This is a genomic window from Paenibacillus sp. FSL H7-0331, from assembly GCF_001956045.1.
In genome coordinates this window covers 173006-193989 of record NZ_MRTH01000002.1, presented here as the reverse complement: position 1 = coordinate 193989, position 20984 = coordinate 173006, and the positions used below count along the sequence as shown (strand labels likewise).

19 protein-coding genes are annotated in these 20984 nt (G+C 46.6%); 5 read left to right on the top strand and 14 right to left on the bottom strand.

What is annotated here, in order from left to right; all coding sequences use genetic code 11:
- Positions 1–64: 64 nt before the first annotated feature.
- The 8 genes from ssuE to BK127_RS03555 form a co-directional block, all read right to left on the bottom strand.
- Entirely contained in the window at positions 65–652 is a 588-nt protein-coding gene (ssuE, locus tag BK127_RS03590; protein WP_076228631.1) for an NADPH-dependent FMN reductase, read from the bottom strand.
- 120 nt (positions 653–772) lie between these two features.
- Positions 773–991 (bottom strand): YezD family protein, encoded by a 219-nt coding sequence (locus BK127_RS03585; protein ID WP_076228630.1) that lies wholly within the window; start codon positions 989–991, stop codon positions 773–775.
- A 57-nt stretch (positions 992–1048) separates the two neighbouring features.
- The gene (locus BK127_RS03580; RefSeq protein ID WP_076228629.1) at positions 1049–1858 is read right to left on the bottom strand and encodes an alpha/beta hydrolase family protein; all 810 of its coding nucleotides are present in this window, start codon (positions 1856–1858) and stop codon (positions 1049–1051) included.
- A 115-nt stretch (positions 1859–1973) separates the two neighbouring features.
- Complete coding sequence (locus tag BK127_RS03575; RefSeq protein ID WP_076228628.1) at positions 1974–3035, bottom strand: sulfate/molybdate ABC transporter ATP-binding protein; 1062 nt, start codon at positions 3033–3035, stop codon at positions 1974–1976.
- Positions 3036–3041: 6 nt separating this feature from the next.
- Positions 3042–3926 (bottom strand): sulfate ABC transporter permease subunit CysW, encoded by an 885-nt coding sequence (gene cysW, locus BK127_RS03570; protein ID WP_076228627.1) that lies wholly within the window; start codon positions 3924–3926, stop codon positions 3042–3044.
- Between the two features lie 17 nt (positions 3927–3943).
- The gene (cysT, locus tag BK127_RS03565; protein ID WP_076228626.1) at positions 3944–4777 is read right to left on the bottom strand and encodes a sulfate ABC transporter permease subunit CysT; all 834 of its coding nucleotides are present in this window, start codon (positions 4775–4777) and stop codon (positions 3944–3946) included.
- A 154-nt stretch (positions 4778–4931) separates the two neighbouring features.
- Positions 4932–6026 carry a sulfate ABC transporter substrate-binding protein gene (locus BK127_RS03560; RefSeq protein ID WP_076228625.1) on the bottom strand — a complete coding sequence of 365 codons (1095 nt, stop codon included), beginning with the start codon at positions 6024–6026 and terminating at the stop codon, positions 4932–4934.
- Positions 6027–6389: 363 nt separating this feature from the next.
- Positions 6390–7469, bottom strand: a complete 1080-nt coding sequence (locus tag BK127_RS03555; protein WP_076228624.1) for a CobW family GTP-binding protein — start codon at positions 7467–7469, stop codon at positions 6390–6392.
- Positions 7470–7748: 279 nt separating this feature from the next.
- Between BK127_RS03555 and BK127_RS03550 the strand changes: the two genes are divergently transcribed.
- The 3 genes from BK127_RS03550 to BK127_RS03540 all read left to right on the top strand — a co-directional run bounded on the left by BK127_RS03550 (position 7749) and on the right by BK127_RS03540 (position 10810).
- Positions 7749–8030 carry an ArsR/SmtB family transcription factor gene (locus tag BK127_RS03550; protein WP_076228623.1) on the top strand — a complete coding sequence of 94 codons (282 nt, stop codon included), beginning with the start codon at positions 7749–7751 and terminating at the stop codon, positions 8028–8030.
- 71 nt (positions 8031–8101) lie between these two features.
- A complete protein-coding gene (locus BK127_RS03545) occupies positions 8102–9310 on the top strand; it encodes an MFS transporter (protein WP_076228622.1) in 1209 nt (402 codons plus the stop codon).
- 159 nt (positions 9311–9469) lie between these two features.
- Positions 9470–10810, top strand: coding sequence for an N-acyl-D-glucosamine 2-epimerase (locus BK127_RS03540; RefSeq protein WP_076228621.1), 1341 nt, complete (start codon positions 9470–9472; stop codon positions 10808–10810).
- Between the two features lie 88 nt (positions 10811–10898).
- On the opposite strand, the gene BK127_RS03535 is transcribed toward BK127_RS03540, so the two are convergent.
- Both BK127_RS03535 and BK127_RS03530 read right to left on the bottom strand, forming a co-directional pair.
- Positions 10899–11306: a DUF4395 domain-containing protein gene (locus tag BK127_RS03535; RefSeq protein ID WP_076228620.1), complete on the bottom strand. Its 408-nt coding sequence runs from the start codon at positions 11304–11306 to the stop codon at positions 10899–10901.
- Between the two features lie 10 nt (positions 11307–11316).
- Positions 11317–13944 (bottom strand): type IA DNA topoisomerase, encoded by a 2628-nt coding sequence (locus BK127_RS03530; RefSeq protein ID WP_076228619.1) that lies wholly within the window; start codon positions 13942–13944, stop codon positions 11317–11319.
- A gap of 305 nt (positions 13945–14249) precedes the next feature.
- Here BK127_RS03530 and BK127_RS03525 point away from each other — a divergent pair, with 305 nt between their 5' ends.
- Both BK127_RS03525 and BK127_RS03520 read left to right on the top strand, forming a co-directional pair.
- Entirely contained in the window at positions 14250–15059 is an 810-nt protein-coding gene (locus BK127_RS03525; protein ID WP_076228618.1) for a methyltransferase domain-containing protein, read from the top strand.
- Between the two features lie 83 nt (positions 15060–15142).
- Positions 15143–15652 (top strand): TlpA family protein disulfide reductase, encoded by a 510-nt coding sequence (locus BK127_RS03520; RefSeq protein ID WP_076228617.1) that lies wholly within the window; start codon positions 15143–15145, stop codon positions 15650–15652.
- A gap of 39 nt (positions 15653–15691) precedes the next feature.
- Here BK127_RS03520 and BK127_RS03515 read toward each other — a convergent pair whose 3' ends face one another.
- Genes BK127_RS03515 through BK127_RS03500 form a run of 4 tightly spaced genes read right to left on the bottom strand, consistent with a single transcriptional unit; the run spans position 15692 to position 20812 of the window.
- Positions 15692–17008, bottom strand: coding sequence for an ABC transporter permease (locus BK127_RS03515; RefSeq protein WP_076228616.1), 1317 nt, complete (start codon positions 17006–17008; stop codon positions 15692–15694).
- 3 nt (positions 17009–17011) lie between these two features.
- A complete protein-coding gene (locus tag BK127_RS03510; protein WP_076228615.1) occupies positions 17012–17698 on the bottom strand; it encodes an ABC transporter ATP-binding protein in 687 nt (228 codons plus the stop codon).
- Positions 17698–18720, bottom strand: a complete 1023-nt coding sequence (locus tag BK127_RS44460; protein ID WP_218638992.1) for a hypothetical protein — start codon at positions 18718–18720, stop codon at positions 17698–17700. Before BK127_RS44460 ends, BK127_RS03510 begins: the two co-directional genes overlap by 1 nt.
- A 37-nt stretch (positions 18721–18757) precedes the next feature.
- The gene (locus BK127_RS03500; protein WP_076228614.1) at positions 18758–20812 is read right to left on the bottom strand and encodes an alkaline phosphatase; all 2055 of its coding nucleotides are present in this window, start codon (positions 20810–20812) and stop codon (positions 18758–18760) included.
- Between the last annotated feature and the right edge of the window lie 172 nt (positions 20813–20984).

Below are 20984 nucleotides of genomic sequence, written 5' to 3'. Positions count from 1 at the left end.
AGACAAGACTGGTATTTCGTTTATAGGTTGTCGTTCCATAAATGGATCTGATAAGACCGTCTACTTAAGATACAGGTAGTTCATTAACCGATTCAATTGCATTCGCATCCGTTCTTTCTTTACGCCATACCGTTTCGGTAATGAACGATTGCACCACACCCTGTAATCTATCTTCAATTTCCTGAACAAACGTGAAGCTGTTGTCCTCGGCGCGAATAACCTGGGAATCTAATATAAATGCACCTGACAAAATATGATGCGCACCCAATGCAGACAACACGGGCTTGAACGCATGATCAATGGCAAGCAGATGAGCTATCGTACCGCCAATAGCCAACGGAAGTACCACCTTCCCATCCAGACCTTTTTGCGGTATGAGGTCGAGGAAGCTTTTTAATACTCCTGTGTAAGACGCTTTATATATGGGAGAAGCAACGACGATTGCATCGGCTTCGGCAACAATCCGATTGGCATTCGTGATCGCTGGACTGTCAAATCGTGTATAAAATAAATCTTCAGGCGGCAGGTCACGTACATTTACCCATTGCACCTCCAGCCCTTTCTCAAGAATAGCGTTACTCACAAACTGCAGAACTCCATCTAAACGCGAAGTTGCTGAAGGACTACCAGATATTATTGCAATACGTGCCATTGAGTTCACTCCTTTTATATGAATCGTTTACTGCATAATAGTTACCAAAATGAATAATGATTAATGTCCCCAATCATTATGGTTATCAATCATCGAATGAACGGTTATCTATAATGGCGATCAGCTATTTTTGCGAATCTGCTGTCTGTTCACTCCGCTATGCTCGCGATCACGAGCTCCGGCTCCGGCTTCAGCTTCAAAGCGTTTGCGCTCGGTTCTTTCTATCTGTACTATTCTACCATCATGAATCACGATTTGCACAGTCCCATATTCCAAACCATTCACGGAATTAAGTATCCTTTGTGTCCATATGTCATCAACTTCCAACGGTTTTGCCATATCATAACCTCCACTCATATTAATAACATGTGCATAGTCGGAATTGAAGCGTAACTATTAAATAGTCCAATCATGCCAATCACTTTTTTGTTTTTCTATTGAAGTTAACCAGTTTTGGGTTGTCGATAGAAGCTGGGTATAGGACTGGTGCGATGAATACGTATGATCTGCTTGAAAAATCACTTCTTTATCGCATTGTCCCTGAGATCTCATCCAGAACAGCTTTTGGTACAAGAAGCAATAATCAACCGGAATCACATCATCATTCGTACCATGAACCAGCAATACATCCCCATTAAATTTCCTGGATTGTTCAAACGGCTGATGTTTCGATAACGATTCAAAAAATTGCGGCTCAAACGAATAACCCAAATAATCAGCAGCACCAAATTGCACCGCATCCTCATACACTTTTTTACCTGTAATTTTAATAATATCATTAAAAGGATAAGCTACTGCGGACCATAGTACGAGTGACTTGATTCTCTTGTCTCTTGCTGCGGTTAATACCGAAATTGCACCGCCCAAGCTATGTCCAAGCAAAATGACACGTGTCGGATCAACGCACCCGATTTGCATTGCATAGTCTATTACATGTCGGGTTTGTGCAATCATAGCGTCCACATCACTTGATCCATAATTACCTGTGCTTTCACCGCATCCTGCATAATCGAAGCGAAGTACCATAAATCCTTGTTTGCTGAATTCTCTGGCAGCCTTTAGAAATAATCGATCCACACCAATTCGATTGCCTACGAAACCGTGTGCGATAATGATAATCGGGTTCTTATCTCCAGTAGATGGGGGATAGTGCAGCGTAGCCGCTAATTCCACTTGGTCACTGCTTATTGTAATATGATGCTCCATGGCTGCTCTTCCTTTCTGTGTTAAGCCCCAGATGTTTGGTAAACGAAGCTTGTGCAGGTTTCCTACTAGTATTCCACGTACTGCTCATTTACCAAACGTCCCAGCCCGATTTATTTTAGATATGAACCGGCATCGGATCCGTTTTGAGTGCATTTTCTACTGTCAGATGCTCTTGCTCATGAAATAAATAAACGCGATGTATCAACACAAGCACAGAATCGGATGGCTTTAGCGTTTCCAGCTCCAGGGAGCGATAAGCAAACAGGATTTGTCCGTTAACCTCTACTTCAACTTGCCAATTCGTTCCGCGGAAATAAATATTGTTAACGATTCCGGTTTCTGCTGCGGATGGAATTGAAATTTCACCTAAAAAGCCAATTTCCACAAATTCCGGCCGAATCGTAGCTTTTGTCTCGCTGACTGCCACGTTATTGAAGCCTTTAAAGCGATGAATATCACTCACCTGATTCGATTCACCGATGAAGCCGGCGACAAATGGCGTTTGTGGATGCTGATAAATCTCTATCGGAGACCCCTTCTGCTCCAATCTGCCTTGGTTAATAATCATAATCTGATCGGCAACCTCAACGGCTTCTTCCTGGTCATGTGTGACAAAAATCGTCGTAATACCTAACCGATTAATCATGCTTTTCAACCATGTCCGCAATTCTTTACGAACCTTGGCATCAATGGCGGCAAAAGGCTCATCCAGCAGCAGCAATTGCGGCTCTGGTGCAATCGCTCTGGCAAAAGCTACCCGTTGACGCTGACCTCCCGATAATTGATGAGGCAGACGTTTTTCAAGACCCTTCAGTCCTGTAAGCTCAACCAGCTCCGTGACGCGGTCCTTGATCTGCTGCTTACTGCGTTTTTGTACCGTTAAACCAAAAGCGATATTATCATATACACTCATATGCCGGAACAGAGCATAGTTTTGAAATACAAGGCCGATCCCGCGCTGCTGCGGCGGAATATCGTTGACTTTTTTGCCATGAAAGAGGATTTCTCCCGAGTCCGGATCTTCGAGTCCAGCCAACATTCGGAGAACAGTAGTTTTGCCACCGCCACTGGGTCCCAGCAAACCAATCAGCTTGCCTTTTTCGATTTCAAAACTGACATCCTTGGTGGCCTGAAAGCTGCCAAAGCTTTTCATCAAGTGTTTGGCTACAATATGCATGCTCCCCTACTCCCCTTCTATCTGCTGTGTCCCATTAAATTTCCATTCGATGATGCTTTTAACCGCAAGGGTCACTACCGCCAATAACAGCAGCAAAGAGGCCATCGCAAAAGCTCCTGCGGAATTGTATTCGTTGTAGAGAATCTGGATATGCAGCGGCATCGTATTCGTAGATCCCCGGATATGACCGGACACGACGGAAACCGCACCAAATTCGCCCATCGCCCTCGCATTACACAAAATAATTCCGTACAGCAGTCCCCATTTAATGTTGGGCAGTGTTACCTTCCAAAAAATACGCCAGCCCTTGGCTCCAAGTGTTACCGCCGCTTCTTCCTCTTGTACTCCCTGAGCCTGCATGATCGGAAGCAGTTCGCGGGCGATAAAAGGAAAAGTCACAAACACGGTAGCGAGAACTATACCCGGTAGAGCAAAAAGAATCTTAATGTCATGATCATCCAGCCACGGGCCAAACCAGCCTTTCGCGCCAAATAATAATACAAATATTAGTCCCGAAATAACTGGAGATACGGCAAAAGGCAGATCAATCAAAGTAATAAGCAGGTTTTTACCTTTAAAATTAAATTTGGTGATTGCCCAAGCTGCGGACAAGCCAAACAGCAAATTTAGAGGCACCGCAACTGCAGCAGTCATTAAAGTTAAACGAATTGCTGAAGCCGCATCCGGATCCGTCAGTGCCTTGAAATACACTTCAGCACCTTTACGAAACGCTTCAACGAATACTGAAATTAACGGCAGTACGAGTAAAAGTCCCAAAAACAGCAAAGCGATACTAATTAAAACCCACTTTACGACCGCCGGTTCAGTAATATGTCTGGGTCTGTCCAGAGTAACCGAACCTGCTTTTGCGGTTGCCACATATCCGGCCATGGTGTTTCCTCCTGCTTCTAAGTTACATTAAAGCGGTTAGCCCGCCATTGGATGAAGTTAATGACCAGCAACAAAAAGAACGATATCACCAGCATAACGAGGGCAATGGCTGTAGCACCTGCATAATCATATTGCTCGAGCTTGGTCATGATCAGAAGTGGAGCAATCTCTGTCTTCATCGGCATATTGCCCGAGATAAATACTACAGAGCCATATTCACCGACAGCACGAGCAAAGGCCAATGTAAATCCGGTAAGTGCGGCTGGCAGAAGCTCCGGAAAAATTACCTTGGTAAAAGTTTTCCATCGATGAGCGCCTAGGCTGACCGCAGCTTCCTCGGTTTCCTTTTGCAATTCTTCAATTACTGGCTGCAGGGTTCGAACCACAAACGGGATACCGATAAATGTCAAAGCGATCATAATACCTATCGGTGTATAAGCCACCTTGAATCCGAGCGGTTCCAGAATACTGCCGATCCAGCCGTTTTTCGAATATATCGTCGTCAGGGCTATCCCCGCTACTGCTGTTGGCAGTGCAAACGGTAGGTCCACCAGTGCATCGACAAAGCGTTTACCCGGAAAAGAGTATCTGACCAGCACCCAAGCAACGATAAATCCAAAAATCGTATTGATAACTGCAGCCCCGAAAGCAGTCCCAAAGCTGATTTTGTAGGAAGCAACCACTCTGGCATCACTAATTGTTTGCCAAAACTGCATCCAGGTCAGACCCGAGGTTTTGATAAAAATCGCTGACAAAGGGAATAAAACAATCAGGCTTAAATAGAGCACGGTGAATCCCATTGATAACCCGAATCCGGGCAATACACTTCGTTCTTTCCATTTACTTGCCATGGATTCCTCTCCTCTGACTTAAGAGTTTCCCTTGGGAAACTCCACATCGTAAGCATCAATTTAGTTTTCCTTGGAAAACTCTACATCGTAAGCATCCCACATATACGGAACCCCTGCAGATTACCGCACATGTGGAACGAATCTCGTTTATGACTTATGGTTTGTAGATTTGGTCAAATGTGCCTTTATCTGCGAAATGTGTTGCCTGTGTCTTGGTCCAGCCGCCAAATGGCTCATCATCGATGGTGAACAGCTTTACCTTCGTAAACTGGTTTTCATATTTCTTCGCTACGGACTCCAAACGAGGACGGTAGTAGTTTTTAGCTGCAATATTTTGGCCTTCTTCAGTGTACAGGTATTCCAGATACGCTTGCGACACTTCACGAGTACCTCTTTTGTCGACAACTTTATCTACAACCGCTACTGGTGGCTCTGCCAATACACTAAGCGATGGTGTAATAATTTCGTATTTGTCTTTACCAAATTCATTGATGGAAAGGTACGCTTCATTCTCCCATGCCAGCAATACATCACCAATGCCGCGTTGTACAAACGTATTTGTAGCATCACGAGCACCTGAATCCAGTACCGGCACATTTTTGAAAAGAGCTTGAACAAAGTCCTTCGTTTTGGCTTCATCTTTATTAAACTTTTGGTAAGCATAGCCCCAGGCTGCTATATAGTTCCAGCGTGCGCCTCCGGACGTTTTGGGGTTAGGAGTAATGACTTCAACACCTGGCTTGATGAGATCATCCCAATCCTTGATCCCTTTCGGATTTCCCTTTTTCACAAGGAAAACAATGGTTGAGGTATATGGTGTGCTGTTTTGCTGCAGCTTTTTTTGCCAATCCTTTTGAATCAAGCCCGCTCCTTGAATTTCATCAATATCATAAGCGAGCGCCAATGTGACAACATCAGCAGCCAAGCCATCGATAACGGAACGTCCTTGCTTGCCTGAACCTCCGTGTGAAGCTTTTACGGTTACTTTTTGGCCAGTTTTCTTTTCCCAGTAAGCGGAAAATGCTTTATTATATTCTGCGTAAAGTTCACGAGTCGGATCATAGGAGACGTTTAAAATTTCAACGGGTGGTTTGGGTGTTGGCGCCGGTGTCACTGCAGCCGATTTATTGTCACCTGCTGGTGCTGGAGCTGCCGGTGTGGTTGGAGCTGCTGCTCCGCAAGCTGTCAATCCCAATAAAGATAGCGAAATGGCGCTGATTAACGTAAGCTTACCCCAATGTTTGTTCATAATTAATCTCTCCCCTGAGTATCAATATATCTTATAAATAAACTAGACAAGATAGTAAAACCAGCCGCTATGTAGAAGGTCTATTATGATATGCGCCGGTTTGCTTCGAAATTATTACTATATAGCTCCGGTTGTCCGGTAGACGACATATAATTCCGATGTGTTTACTATGTTTTATATTCAGTATATTAGCATCGTCAGAGATTGGTGTCAATGCGTTTTTGGAAATTTTTTTAAGATCGCAGCACCTCTTTTGCACAAATAAAAACCGCTTCTCTGCTGTATATGCACGGCAAGAGAAACGGTTTCTTATGGATAATCGTTGTCGATTCAATATGATGACTCAGGATATCTCAACATATCTCAACTCTCAGTAGTTGCAATATTTTCCAACGCTGCCAAATCAGCTGCCAGCTTGGTTTTCGAAAAATGCTCGCCAATGAATACAGCTACGCTTGGAACCTCTTCCTTCGGAGTAATTTTGACAAAATCCATCTCACGATATGCATATTGAAACAAAAACAGGCTTGATGTATCGGAGAAGCGTAAAATGCCTTTGGCCCGATAAATCTCAGCCGGCAGCTTGCTTACCAGGTTTTCGAATTGTTCACTATCGATGGATTGTTGAAAATAATGCGTATATACCATAACATGATCGTGAGAATGATGATGCGCATGCTCCTCATGTTCATGAACCTGCTCGTCAATATGTGTATGTGCAGTATGGCTGCAGCTCTCATCGTGATGATTATGGTCATGGGAGGGCTCGCTGCACGAGGTATGATTGTCATGCTCGATAGGTGCTGGAGTCGCGGCTGCCATCTTCTCGTCAGTGCCATCCAAACGATCAAACATCCCCAAATCAACCTGACAGCGGATCGTTGCCGTCATGGGAGCGGTCGGATTCCATTCACGAATAGCCTGCTCCAGCGTGAGGAAGTCGGCCGAGCTGATTAAATCCGTTTTATTCAAAATAAGCTCGGAAGCGCAGCGAATCTGATCCTGCATCAGCTTGTAGGTTTTGCCATGCCCTTTGCTGTGCCGCTCAAGAAGCTGCGCTGCATCAACTACCGTAATGAGCGATTTCAGCTCCATCTCTGTCAACAGCGAAGCATCCGTAACTCCATCCAGGATTTCAATAGGATTAGCCGCGCCAGTACATTCAACGAAAATAACATCGGGTGTATGATCCCTGATCAACTCTCTCAGCTCCATACCGAGATCTCCACGTATCGTGCAGCAGATACATCCGCTTAGCATTTCTGTCATTGGCACCTCGTCATCCACGAGCATACCGTCCAAATTCACATCCCCCAGCTCATTCATCAACACAGCCGGTTTCTTCCCGCTCAGCCTGTAATAGTCCAAAGCTTGCGTTAATAAAGTTGTTTTTCCGCTACCCAAAAAACCTGAAAGTATATGTACAGGTACTGTTTTTATCATGATCAGTCTCCTTAAAATTTTCGTAGAAAATTGGCTTCGTAAGCATTTGCAGCTGTTTTCGTAGAAAACTTACTTCGTAAGCATCCACCTTGTTTTCGTAGGCAATATGATAGAATTGTAGCTTCCTTTGTTGCAAAAGTCAATTATTTGTAATTATTACTATTATATTTAACTTAAATTTTATCTTTACTCTTTTTTTCTATTTACAATCGAGTTAAGCTGTGATACTTTAATTTCTACGGATATAGAAATAACAATCAAAAAAAGGGTGCGATCACAATGATGGAAGAACATGCAGACCTACGGCAAGCCGTTAAAGTATACAAAGCGCTTGGAGAGCCAACCCGACTCAAAATCGCTATGATGCTTACTGATGAAAAGAATCTGTGCTGCTCCGATATTGGAAGCAAGCTGGAATCTGTCGCTGGCTCCACGCTGTCTCATCACCTGAAGCAATTAACGGAATGCGGCTTATTGGACCTTCGCAAGGACGGAACCTATATCTTCTATAGTGTGAATCGCGAAATGGCACACAAGTATGCCCCTTATTTGCTTGTGTAATTTTTTTGCTTGTTATTTCTATATATCTAGAAATATAAAATTATTGTAAACGTGAGAGGAGCCGTTTGTTCATGTCAAATACATGGAAAATTTATATGCTGGCTATTGTCAGTTTTTTGGTTGGAACATCGGAGTTTATTATTGCGGGCATTCTGGATAAGGTAGCTTCCGACAGTGGAGTGTCAGTAGCTGCAGCAGGCCAGCTTATCACCGTATTTTCTCTGGCGTATGCGTTCGGTACACCTTTTCTGATGGCCGTCACAGCCCGTGTCGAGCGGCGTAAGCTGCTGCTATATTCACTGGCGGTATTCGTTATTGGCAATGGAATCGCCGTCACCATACCCGGATTTGATTTTCTGATTGGATCACGTATTATTTTGGCGCTGAGCACGGGGGTATTTGTCGTTACCGCATTGACTGTGGCAGCCAAATTGGCACCTCCTGAGAAGCAGGGCAGCGCAATAGCCACGCTCGTTATGGGTTTTAGCACCTCGCTGATTATTGGTGTTCCGTTAGGCAGAGTTGTCGCATCGGTCTATAATTGGAAAATGATCTTTGGGGGGATTGGTGTACTCGGTTTGTTAGCCATACTCATTATTGCTTATGTAATTCCACGAACAGATGGTGAGGCACCGGTACCTCTGCGCAAACAACTGGCACTGCTTAAAGAGCCACGAATTGCCGTCGCGTTGTCCATAACGTTCTTCTGGATTTCCGGCTACGCCATTGCCTATACGTATATTTCCCCATTTTTGCTTACGGTAACAGGAATGAGCGAGCAAGGTGTAAGCGCAGGATTGTTCGCATTTGGGATCGCAAGCCTGATCGGTTCCAAATTTGGAGGCTTCAGTACAGATAAATGGGGCGTTCCTCGTACCTTGATCAGTGGGATGACTCTTCATACCGTGGCACTTATTCTATTATCATTAGCCGCTCATTCCCCTGCTATTGTCTTCCCTCTGCTCATGTTATGGTCGTTCGCAGCATGGTCCTCCGGTCCTACGCAGCAGTACCATTTGATCAGTCTGGCTCCGGAAGCATCAGGTATTATGCTAAGCTTGAACAGTTCGGTGCTTCAGCTCGCAATGGCAGCAGGAGCGGGAATCGGTGGCATCATCGTGGAAAAAGCATCACTTTCGTCGATTAGCTGGATCGGAGCCGCGGGTGTTGCTGTAGCTGCCGGTACCGCTGTTGCCTCCCTTGGGCTTTCCCGTTCACACTCAAGACGGAAAGCTCTGCAGCAAAGTCTGCTTAAAGCAGAAGCTCAAAAGCTCGCTTAAACACTTTGCCCCTTATAACCTTATGCGTTAGTATAGAAGGAGGCATATCCATTCAGCTTGTGGAATAAGCTTGGTACGAACATCACAACCCGGCACAGTCCGGCAAGCAGAATGAATGGAATAACTCCTTATATATAGTCAACCAAAGGGGCAATTATAATGCACAAATGGGAAGGTCGTTCCATCCAAATTGATCCGGTTTTCCCTTACTATACAGGCCGTTCCGAACAAAGTATTGTCGATGAGCTGGAGTTAGCTGGATATCGGTCGGTCCATTATTTTGTAACGGATGAAAATAAGGTGAACGGCAGGCTGGTTGAGCTGCTTCGGGCACGGGGTATCATGGTTTGGGCTACGCTGCTTGGAAATGGAACTTATATCACGGATCATTTGCCGAAGGATTGGCCCGATTGGCAGATGACACTGCTGAAGCCGGTGAATGATGGATATTTCCGCCTCTCTCCACACAGCAACCGTTATGTAGAGTGGAAAAAGCAGACGATGGCCGCTTTGGTCAAGGCTCATGAGTTTGATGGATTGGAAATAGCGGAGCCTTATTTCCCTGAGTGGAACGGGATTGCAAGCGGGGTGTATGGCGATGTCGGACCTTATGCCAGAGCTGCGTTCAAGCAGCAATATGGCAGTGAAATTCCCGATTTCAAACAAAAGAGCTCACCCTTGTACTACAAAAGAAACACCTCTCTCTACAGGGACTGGATCGAATTTCGCGTAGCGACTGTCAATCGTTTTTTGCATGAATTAATTAACGGTCGAGGGGGTGTTCGCGAGGCTCGTCCCGATATTCAAATCGCGACCTGGTCGCTTGGTGTCAATGCCGGGGCTGACTCTGTGGATAAGGTTAGGGAATTTCATGGACTTGATGCTGCTTCGATGATCTCTTATGTTAAGCCTGATTTCCACGTCATTCAAACCCATTGGCCCGATTGGATGCGTTGGCGGCTTCCTGCTGATTACATTAAGCATTATGAGCCATTTGCTGCACGGATTAGAGCGGTACACCCTGATTTGCCCCTCAGTGTGCAAACGGATATCGGTTCACTTCGTCCTATGCGGCGCAGTCGAGCCTGGCTGGAGAGCTTCTCGACACACAGTCAGTCACTCGGCTACCGAACCTGGACTGCATACGAATATCATCTCGGAGCCTATATGTACGATGAAAAACCAAAGCTAATGGCAATTAAGCGTCAAGGCCGGGATAAGCTGCTGCTGCAATTCCAAAAAAGAATTGATCCTGCTTCAGCTGCAATAAGCGATAACTATAAGGTGATTCAGGATGCAGGCATAAGATCCGATGTGCAAATCGGGGTTATAAAAGTTGATGGCTGCAACGTGCTGCTTCAGAGCGGGCAATTCCCCACCGAACCGTTCATACTTTCCATATCAAAGCTTAAGGATACACCGAAGCTGTGGTTATTTCCGAGTAATCGGGCTAATGAAATGGCTAGTCCTTGCCAAGTCGAGGTTGAATCTTATTCATAAAAAGACGCTCCGTTGCAGTAGCTTAACTGCAAACGGAGCGTCTTTTGGTTTTTTTTAAAATGTGAATGATACGGAATATGAACAGCCGTTATCTGGTTCTGCTTTTCCACTGATAATATAAAAAGCAGCCGATACAAAAGCCGCAGATTGCAATGGAAGCCGCGATCCCAACCATTGCGGCAAACAAATAACCCGCGATAGAAGACCAACTGAAGCAAAAGCAAATGACAGCAATCGATAACAACACAACCGCAATCGAGTTATTAAAACGAAGCAGCTCTTGCGATTCAGTCTGTGCTCCCTGTATTTTGTTGGTCAAGAAGGGCTTGGCAATATTAATAAAAAGGTTTGCACGCAGACCCAGCACCATCGGTATCACTTGAAGGGCCCATAAAATAATAATCAAAATTGGCTGCTGCAGCAAGATCGCCAGAAGTACGAACAGCACAATACCCACCTGATTGGAACGTACGTATGGAATCGGTATTTCCTTCATAATTAACCGTTCACCTCCGATTTATCGTAATGGATGGTTCTAATGCAAGCTGTCCGGTATTGGTGTCTGATAGATATAACCTGTCTTCCGTCTGATTGCCGTTCTCATCGATTCTGCGGATTGGAGCTGTATGGCCTCGCTCGATTAAAGAGCGGACATCCGTTTCGGATAGCGAGGCGCCTAAGCTGTCCTTCCAGAGTACAAAGCCGCAGCCGGCTTTGTATGCCGTGCATCCATAGCCGCGCTTGCCGGCGATGATCCGCCCCGCGCAGCCGCTGCGCGGGCAAGCCGCTATGCTGCCGCGGGCCATGGCAGCCTGCGCAGCGCTTGGCAGAGCGGGCTCGCTTGCGGCTGTACGAAAGCGAGCCCGCTCTGCCAAGCGCTGCGCTCCTGTCGCGATGCTTCCGCTCGCCTCCGCACCGCCGTCACTGCTTCGCGTGCGCGTCGTCCGCTTCGCGCCTCCGGCTGCTCCTGCGCTTCCGCTCGCTTCCGTAACGCCGTCACTGCTACGCGTGCGCGTCGTCCGCTTCGCGCCTCCGGCTGCTCCTGCGCTTCCGCTCGCTTCCGCAACGCCGTCACTGCTACGCGTGCGCGTCGTCCGCTTCGCGCCTCCGGCTGCTCCTGCGCTTCCGCTCGCCTCCGCACCGCCGTCACTGCTTCGCGTGCGCGTCGTCCGCTTCGCGCCTCCGGCTGCACCTGCGCTGCCGCTCGCCTCCGCACCGCCTTCGCTACTTCGCGTGCGCGTCGTCCGCTTCGCGCCTGCGCTCGCTGGACCAGCCGCGCTTTCGAAAGCTTGCTTGGCTGCTTTCGACTGCACCCGAACCTTCTCGATGATCAGGTTTGTGAACTTCTTCACGTTCGCCATAAAAGCTTCGTCAGACGCGACACCGCGTGCAATTTCATTGAGCCTGCGTTCCCAATGACCTGTCATCTCCGGCGAGGTTAGCAGATCCACACCTGCGGAACGAATTAGCTCGACCGCTGTGCGTCCCTTTTGCGTGATAATGATTCGTTTGCCCTGCATCACGATGTAGTCCACCTGCTTCAACCGCTCAATAACGGAAGCACGCGTAGCAGGGGTTCCGAGACCTGAATCCTTCATCGCATCCCGAAGCTCCTCATCCTCGATCTGCTTCCCTGCGCCTTCCATTGCCTTCAGCAGCGTTCCTTCTGTATACGCCTTAGGGGGCTGGGTTTCTTTTTCCTTAGCTGCAATTTTTGCGCATTTTACAGCTTCAGCTGCCTGCAAGCTGAACGGGGTTGTGATCTCCTCCTCCGGGACCTCATCCTCGTCCGTCTTGTCTGCCTTGCCGCGAGACATCGGCTTGCCCTTCTTTTGATCCGCATAAATGACCTTCCAGCCCAAAGAAAGCAGCTGCTTGATCGTACTCTTAAACATTTCCCGCTCTACCTCGGTTAACACCGTGTGGATTTTGTACTCCGCGGGAGGGTAAAACTGTGCCAAAAATCTCCGTACAATCAAATCATAAACCTGCTGTTCGTCATTAGATAACCCGCCAGCCTTTTTATGCGTTGGCAAAATTGCGTGGTGATCCTCCACCTTGGTCGGGTTGCAGATGCTTTTGTTGTTTTTATGCACGAGACGCTTGTCTGCCTGCTCGGCAAGCTCGCCATAAGAGGTCCCCTTCAGTTGGTCCAGCGCCTTATACATCTCGGGAATATTAGCTTCGGTCACATAGTTGGAGTTCGTCCGCGGATAGCTGATCACCTTATGCTTCTCATACAGTGCTTGCGCCGTATCAAGCGTCTTTTTGGCGGAAAAACCAAGCTTCGCATTCGCTTCCCGCTGCAGCAGCGTCAGGTCATACAGCTTAAACGGATACTCCTTCGTATCCTTGACCTCATAGCTGGCGATCACGCCCATTTTTCCTTTTACTTTTTCAACAATTGCATTGGCTTTCGCCGGATCGGTAATCCGTTCGCCCTGCCATAACGCCTTATACTCGGTTTCTTGTTGCTTGAACAGAGCCTCAACATCATAGAACTTGTTCGAGCTGAACGCTTCGATCTCCTTTTGACGGTCATACAGGATAGCCAAAACCGGGGTCTGTACCCGCCCGACGGACAACAACACCTGATGCTTGGTTGTAAAAGCCCTTGAGCCGTTCATTCCGATCAGCCAATCCGCTTCACTGCGAACCCGCGCAGCTTTGGTCAAATTCTCGTATTCAACACCCTCACGCAATTCGGCAAAGCCTTTACGAATCGTCTCTGGAGTCAGGTCCGATATCCACAGCCGCTTTACTGGCTGCTTTAGCTTCAAATGCCGCTGAATCAACGAAAAAATATGCTGGCCCTCACGCCCCGCGTCACATGCGTTAACGAGCTTTTCGCTTCGCTTGGCAAGCTCCCCGATCTGCTTTAATTGATCCTTCGTCCTCGCATTCGGAATCAGCTTGAAATGATCCGGAATAATCGGAAGATCATTAAAATTCCATTTTTTATACTTGTCGTCATAGGCATCCGGCTCAGCCAGTCCAATCAAGTGCCCGATGGCCCATGTAATGATATACTGCTCACCTTCGATATAAGTTCTGAAGTTTTTGGCCTTCGGATCAATGGCTGCTGCAATATTGCGTCCCATATCGGGCTTTTCAGCTATAATTAGCGTTTTCAAATCTTCTCTCACTCCCAATGAACACAAACCCATTCTCCGCCCCATCGTACCCGAAAAACAAACCTGTTGTAAACCTACAACGCTCTAGTTCGATGTATATCTAGCTTTATCTATGAGTTTACCATGTCTAATTCTCTGGTAGCAATGCTGCTTTATACTCATGTGTCCTACTGCTGGTTGTTTACTTTTTTCAATTTGTAGCAGCATCTATATAGTCAATACCTATAATATATATATTAATTATATATTTCAACAATAGACATTTAAACGATAAGATCATTACATCCATACTAGGAGGGATCATGATGGACAACAATACGGCTCATAATCGGGCGGAATTATCAGGAAAGCTAACCAACGTGTTAGATGCCAGATCGTTAACAAACTCTCATAAAAGGCTTGCTGAGATACTGACTACTGGCATGAAGGTACTTGACGTTGGTTGTGGGACCGGAGCAATTACTCGCGGGATAGCAGAAGCAGTAGGACCAACTGGCTGTGTGATAGGCATGGATAGCAATCCAAACCTGGTCGATAAAGCCCGTCAAGCTCATGGGAGTATACCGGGGATAGCTTTTGAAACAGGGGACATTTATAATATACCTTATGACGGAGTGTTTGACATCGTCACCTCCGCTCGTGTTCTCGTATGGTTGTGTGAACCGTTACAAGCATTAACCATGATGAAATCGGCCGTAAAAGTCGGTGGACGTGTTGTGATCGCTGATTATAATCATGAAAAAATATGCTGGGAACCGCAGCCTCCCTCCAGTATGCTTTCTTTCTACTCTGCATATTTGAAATGGCGTTCCGATGCAGGTATGGATAATGCGATTGCCGATCATCTTCCTCACATGTTTCATACAGCTGGCTTTGACAACATCACGGTAACTCCCCATCACGAAGTCACGAATCGAACAAACCCAGATTTCCTCGCTAGAATCGGAATATGGGCGGATACCGCTTCAAGCAGAGGCGTTCAAATGGAAAGAGACGGGTATATCACTAAACAAGAATATGTGACCGCGGAAAATGAATATCGGGAATGGATGCTTAAAGACGCCCAGTCCTTATCGATGTATATGCTAGCCGTTGAGGGTGTAAGACTGTCATAACCAACACATTCAGCTGTCTACCAGCATCAGCCACAAATATATGATCTCTCATCTTACATCTAGCGAAATTAGGTGCTCTATCCATGAAAAAACAATGGGTGCTTGCTGTTGTTCTGTGTCTGGCGCTGCTAACCGTTATTCAACAGCTGACAACCACAAATAAGCAGCTTCCCAAAAAAGGCTACACAGCCCCAGCCTTCACACTCACAGCTTTAAATGGTCAATCCTATTCTTTGGATTCGCTGAATGGCAAGCCGGTATTGATTAACTTTTGGGCTTCCTGGTGCGAGCCTTGTCAGGCGGAAGCGCCTGAGTTTTCCAGACTTTATGAGCTGTATAAGGATCAGATCGAGATTCTGGCTGTTAATGTCACATCCAAGGACCGTGTCGATGACGCACAAGTCTTTGTCAGTAAATACCACATACCTTTCCCTGTTTTACTTGATGCCAAAGCAGCGGTTACCGAAACCTACAACATTGCTGCAATCCCCACTACTTATTTTGTAGACAGGAACGGCATCATCGTTGACAGACTTGTCGGAACCACTGACCCTAAGCAGCTAGAGCTCAAATTCAAGCAATTGCTTCGTTAACCTTATGTTCCTATGATGCTGTACACTGTAAAGCCATGATCATTGTGAGTTTAAATACCGTGCAGCCTCCATACGATAGGCGCTCATAGCAGGCATAATCCCTGCGAGTATCCCTATACACCCAACGATTCCAACGATACTCAGCAGTTCCCAATTGTACATCGGTATAACGGTAATCGATATTTGTGAGCCTATATACCTGGACAAAGCCACCGTTAACAAATAACCACCAGCAATACCTCCGACGCACCCAAGCGCGACAATCAGCACGCATTCCAGCAGAACGATGGACAGCACCGATCTCCGACTTGCGCCAATGGCCCTTAATATCGATACGGTGCGTCTTCTTTCTATGGTCGATCCATACAAAGCCAGTACAATCGTCAGCCCTGACATCCCAAGTACGACATAGCTGATATATTTCAATACCTGTTCTCCGCTGCCCATCATATCGAAGATTTTGGCAATAATCTGTCCGGGAAAAACTGCCTGCGCTCTGGCTCCCTGATTGATTTCCTGATACATTTTCATCAAATCCATATAGCTTTTTGGTTTAATCAGTGCAGCCGTGACACCCTGAGGTGCTTCCAACTGGTTGGTGGTCCAGGATAATGTCGCTTGTCCCGGTTTGCCCGGTGCCGTTGTGGGAGCAGCAGAGGCTTTGGCCGCCTCGCCCTGACCATGATTTGTCTCTGTATCTTCATCATGGCCATGCTGTCCGTGACTGACCCAGTAGCTATCCATCGTTACATAGATGCCTTTGTCGGATGGAGCTGAGACACCGTTTAATATACCAACGATCGTATAAGGGGTTTCCTTGTGCTCATCCTGCTCATTGGACATCGCTACGCCATGCCCAGAAACAAATGTATCGCCAATGGCCAGACCTGTCTCTGTGGCAACCTTTGAGCCAATTACAGCTTCAAAGGCTTTGTCAAAAATTCTTCCTGCTGCCAAATGAAAATAAGGTGGATCTGCAGGTTTGCCTCTTAAAGTGAAAAATTCAGCACTTGTACCCACGATTCGAAAGCCTTTGTAATTATCACCCAGCGCAAAAGGAACCGCCTGATTCACTCTTGGATCTGCTTCAAGCAAGCGATAATAATCAAGACTGATGTTGGACAATGGATTATCCATCAGAAAAATCGTGTTGAACACAAGCTGATTGGCGCTGCCTTTGGAACCGACGATCATCCCGTATGGCTCACTAGCTTTGACAATTCCCTGCTTGATGCCGTCCGAGAGCATCATGATGCTTAAAGCCATCGATACGCCGATTATAATAACTATAGCTGTTATCAACGTCTGTACACGGCGATTAATCAAATTACGCCAAGCCATTTGTAGTAAGGACATATCTTATCCCGCCCTCCCTGCAGCTGTTTGGGAAAGCTCGCGTATATTAATGATTCGATCCATGGTACCTGCCAGTTCAAGATCATGACTGCATAGCAGCAGCGCAGCACCATGACTTCGACAAGCCTCATTCAGCAGAGCTGCTACTTGCTCCGCATTCGCATAGTCAAGACTGGCCGTTGGCTCATCAGCCAGCACTAGCGCCGGATTATTAACCAATGCCCTGGCAATGGAAACACGCTGCTGCTCACCGTTGCTTAATTGTCCCGATTTATGATGAAGCCGATGAGACAATCCGACCTGATCGAGCATATCGGCGGCACGTTCCTTATGCAACTTAGGCGGGATGACTTGACCGAATCGCATTGCTGCCAGCACGTTCTCCATTGCCGTAAACCCGGGCAGCAGATTAAAGCTTTGAAAGACATAGCCGATATGCTTGGCCCGAAATCGATCCAGCTCTGATTCGCGCAAGCTGTCCAGTTGCTTGTCAAGCAGACGAATGGTACCGCTTGTCGGACGAAGAATACCCGCTATCATATGGAGCAGCGTACTTTTACCAGAGCCGCTCGGACCCACCAATGCCACTTTTTCCTGTGGCGACATCTGAAAGTACGGAATATGCAGGACAGGAACGTGCTGCCTACCCGGGATGATATAGCTTTTGTCCACATGTTCAAGCAGCAGCATTATTTGAGCACCTCTACCTTATCAGCAATAATTCGTATCAGACTTACAAAACCTGTCTCTTCATCCGTTTGAGAGCCAATACTCAAAGTCCCTGTTACTTTGACCTGATGCTCAGTTGGAATAACCTCTTTTCCCTTCGGCATGGACACAACTACGATATCAATCGGCCAATCCGCGTCCGTGGAGCAGAATGGACAAATCGACATGGCCACACGGGTCAGCACAAAAAAGTTAACCTTTGCGGTTAGCGGAGGAGCCATGAATCCGGTCATTTCCACTTTTTTATTGGCAAGCTGTGTAAGTTTATCCGAGAACTTTACACCTCGAACGGTCATATCCGAGTAAAGATCCTTGAAGGTAATCGTGGCTGCTTTGGTTATATCCTTAACAATATTGACTGCGGCGGTCTTATCAGCTGCAGGAGTCTGCTCGGATGACAGCGGTTTGGATGGAGTTGAAGCTGGCTGTGATGCGGCTTCGGAAGGAGCAGGTTTGGTCACGGTCTCGACTGCAGACTCAGAAGCTGTAGATGCCGTCGCTGATTTTTCCGGCATTGGTAGGTCTGCTCCTGACTCCCCGGATACAGGTGGCTGTTGCTCAGATGCCGTCTTGGGTTCAGGTGAAACAGACTTATTGACATCCGCCACTGATGCAGCGGGCTTATTTTCCTGCTTGGTTGTGACCTCTGATTGCTTCAAATCCGGTTGATTGGATTCTGATTTATCCGTATCCAGTTTATTTGCTTCTAAATGGTTCGTCTGTGCATCTGCTTTCGGTTGGTTCACTTCTGATCTTGCTGCTTGTTCAGCATTGGTTTCCGTTGTATTCGAACTCTTATTCATATCGCCTTGGTTAGAACTCGTCTGATTGGTTTTCCCTGTTCCTACGGCTGTCTGCTGAAAAGACAAATCAACCGCCCCCCCATCACGTAGGGGAGCCGGTTGATTGCATCCGGAAACAAGTAGGGTCATACCCACTAGACAAGCACCCAAGGTGATCATGCATTTACTGTCCAGTAACATGCAAATCCCCTCCGGATCATGCTAAGTTTGTATTGGATTATTTGCTTGCAAGTACTTCCAGAATAGAGCTGGTCGATACATAAGTCGTGCCATTATTAAACTTGAAATCAAGTGCTACTTCTTTACCCGCTTTAGTCGCTTTACCGCTAGCCAGGTTAAGAATTACGCTGCTGCCATTGACCGTTACTGTTATTTCTCTGGTAGTAGCTTCGTATTTAACCGTACCGCCAATCACATTGACAAAAGTGGAAAGCTGAACCCAGTTTTTACCATCGGACTTAGCGTCTGTCAGATTAACACCTAATGCATTAGCTAATCCGAAGAAAACTTCGGTATTGTCCATGGTACCTTTAAAATAGCTGGAGCCTGGCCCATATGCCATTAAAGGAACATCGTCAGCGGTATGAACGCCTGTGCTGTCTGTCGTTTGGTTCAGAATGCCTTTACGCAAGAAACGATCACGATCCGGATCATCCGGGTTTGCTAATTTAGCTGGGTTGGCAACATAGAGACCTTCTTTATTTTTCACAGCCGGTGAAGTTGGAATGGGATCGAATTTGTAATCTTCATAGTAGTCGGTACCCGATCCGAATACGACCCCCAGCTTACGGTCAACATCCGGACTATCCGGGAAGCCGTCTCCATTTGCATCTACATAAGTCGGGAATTTGGCCTCTTCATACGTGCGGAAGCCTTCTCTGCCCGATTTGCCGTCACCCTCCCAATACGTGCCGGCCAAGCTAACAGAGTGAGCATGGTCTGCCGTAACTACAATCATCGTGTCGCCATTCTTCTCGGCAAATCTCTTGGCAACTCCAAGAGCCTTATCCATCTCAATCGTGTCATAAGCAGCACGTTCCCAATCCATCGGATGAAGCTGCTTATCGATGCTGGCGCCTTCTACCATTAGGAAGAAGCCGTTCTCGTTTTTACTCAGCACTTCAATCGCCTTTGACGTCATGTCCCACAAATTCGGTTGATCCGTAAAGCTTTTCAATTCAGCTGTATTGTTCGTAGAACGGTCGTAATATACACTCATATCTGATGGATGGAACAAGCCGAGCAGCTTATCTGGTGCATTAGCAGCTTTTAGCTGTGTTGCGTTCTCAGCGATCGTGTAGCCCTTTTTCTGGAACATATCGAATAAATCCTGATCATCTTTACGCTTGGAGCCCGGTGTTGATTTAGGCAAGAAGTAAGCAGAGCCTCCACCCAAAATAACTTCCGGCTGCAATTTGTACAGCATTTCAGCGATTTCCGGCTTGTCGGCACGGCGGCGTGTGTGGGAAACAACTGCAGCAGGTGTTGCATCTTCAATTTCGGAAGTCGATACCACGCCTACAGACATTTTCTTGCTGCGTTTTAACATCTCAGCCAGCGTCTCTACCTTCGGATCATCCAAAGAGCTTTCTGTGTTATCCGGATAAATGCCAAGACCGTTTACAGCCGATTTATGGCCTGTATTATAAGCACTTGCGCTGTTCGCAGAGTCTGTAACGATGGAATCCATCCCTGAGGTAGTCACTACTGCCCGCTGTTCAAATTTATCCATTTCCAACAGACCGTTATACTTACCTTCAGTCAGTCCTTTGGACATCACCCTGGAAATGGTAATGTCCGGGAATGCCATTCCGTCACCGATGAACAAAATCACATTCTTTGCCTTCTGTCCGCCATTGTCCGCCAATACAACCTCATATTTTACGGTTTTAGACAAACCATCCGCTTTTACTGCTACTTCATATGTACCTGCTGTGCTAATCATCACATCACGAATGGTAAATTCCTGGCTCTTGCTTGTGTTCGTTTTAACAAAAGGCTTATCGAAAAACTGCTCGGCGTCCTTGCCGTTAACCGTGATGCTTACGGAACTCGGCATCGCCGTTAAATTGTTCAGCTCTACGCGGAAATCAAACTTGCCGCCAGCTATAAATTTCGCGCGATCGATTGGGGCAATGTACACGGATGGTGCCGCAGCTTGCTCTGCCGCCTGTACCGTTGAAACGCCAATCGGAAGTAGCTCAGGACTGTTAACTAATAATCCTCCTGTCAGTGCGATACTTGTAATGAGCTTTAAAGTCTTTGTTTTCATTCTGACTCAACACCTCCAACAGTTTTGGCCAAACATATGTATAAAGTGGACATATGTTCAATTGTAACTATCAAAGATTTAACAGAATGCCTGCTTACATTATCACTATGTAAAATTTGCTCGAGATCATCAACAGAATGTAAATTAGAGGTGTAAGCAGGTTAAAGAGCCG

Excerpts from the sequence above, each read along its gene's own strand:
- ssuE (WP_076228631.1), bottom strand. The coding sequence starts at position 652 with ATGGCACGTATTGCAATAATATCTGGTAGTCCTTCAGCAACTTCGCGT.
- BK127_RS03585 (WP_076228630.1), bottom strand. The coding sequence starts at position 991 with ATGGCAAAACCGTTGGAAGTTGATGACATATGGACACAAAGGATACTT.
- BK127_RS03580 (WP_076228629.1), bottom strand. The coding sequence starts at position 1,858 with ATGGAGCATCATATTACAATAAGCAGTGACCAAGTGGAATTAGCGGCT.
- BK127_RS03575 (WP_076228628.1), bottom strand. The coding sequence starts at position 3,035 with ATGCATATTGTAGCCAAACACTTGATGAAAAGCTTTGGCAGCTTTCAG.
- cysW (WP_076228627.1), bottom strand. The coding sequence starts at position 3,926 with ATGGCCGGATATGTGGCAACCGCAAAAGCAGGTTCGGTTACTCTGGAC.
- cysT (WP_076228626.1), bottom strand. The coding sequence starts at position 4,777 with ATGGCAAGTAAATGGAAAGAACGAAGTGTATTGCCCGGATTCGGGTTA.
- BK127_RS03560 (WP_076228625.1), bottom strand. The coding sequence starts at position 6,026 with ATGAACAAACATTGGGGTAAGCTTACGTTAATCAGCGCCATTTCGCTA.
- BK127_RS03555 (WP_076228624.1), bottom strand. The coding sequence starts at position 7,469 with ATGATAAAAACAGTACCTGTACATATACTTTCAGGTTTTTTGGGTAGC.
- BK127_RS03550 (WP_076228623.1), top strand. The coding sequence starts at position 7,749 with ATGATGGAAGAACATGCAGACCTACGGCAAGCCGTTAAAGTATACAAA.
- BK127_RS03545 (WP_076228622.1), top strand. The coding sequence starts at position 8,102 with ATGTCAAATACATGGAAAATTTATATGCTGGCTATTGTCAGTTTTTTG.
- BK127_RS03540 (WP_076228621.1), top strand. The coding sequence starts at position 9,470 with ATGCACAAATGGGAAGGTCGTTCCATCCAAATTGATCCGGTTTTCCCT.
- BK127_RS03535 (WP_076228620.1), bottom strand. The coding sequence starts at position 11,306 with ATGAAGGAAATACCGATTCCATACGTACGTTCCAATCAGGTGGGTATT.
- BK127_RS03525 (WP_076228618.1), top strand. The coding sequence starts at position 14,250 with ATGGACAACAATACGGCTCATAATCGGGCGGAATTATCAGGAAAGCTA.
- BK127_RS03520 (WP_076228617.1), top strand. The coding sequence starts at position 15,143 with ATGAAAAAACAATGGGTGCTTGCTGTTGTTCTGTGTCTGGCGCTGCTA.
- BK127_RS03515 (WP_076228616.1), bottom strand. The coding sequence starts at position 17,008 with ATGTCCTTACTACAAATGGCTTGGCGTAATTTGATTAATCGCCGTGTA.
- BK127_RS03510 (WP_076228615.1), bottom strand. The coding sequence starts at position 17,698 with ATGCTGCTGCTTGAACATGTGGACAAAAGCTATATCATCCCGGGTAGG.
- BK127_RS44460 (WP_218638992.1), bottom strand. The coding sequence starts at position 18,720 with ATGTTACTGGACAGTAAATGCATGATCACCTTGGGTGCTTGTCTAGTG.
- BK127_RS03500 (WP_076228614.1), bottom strand. The coding sequence starts at position 20,812 with ATGAAAACAAAGACTTTAAAGCTCATTACAAGTATCGCACTGACAGGA.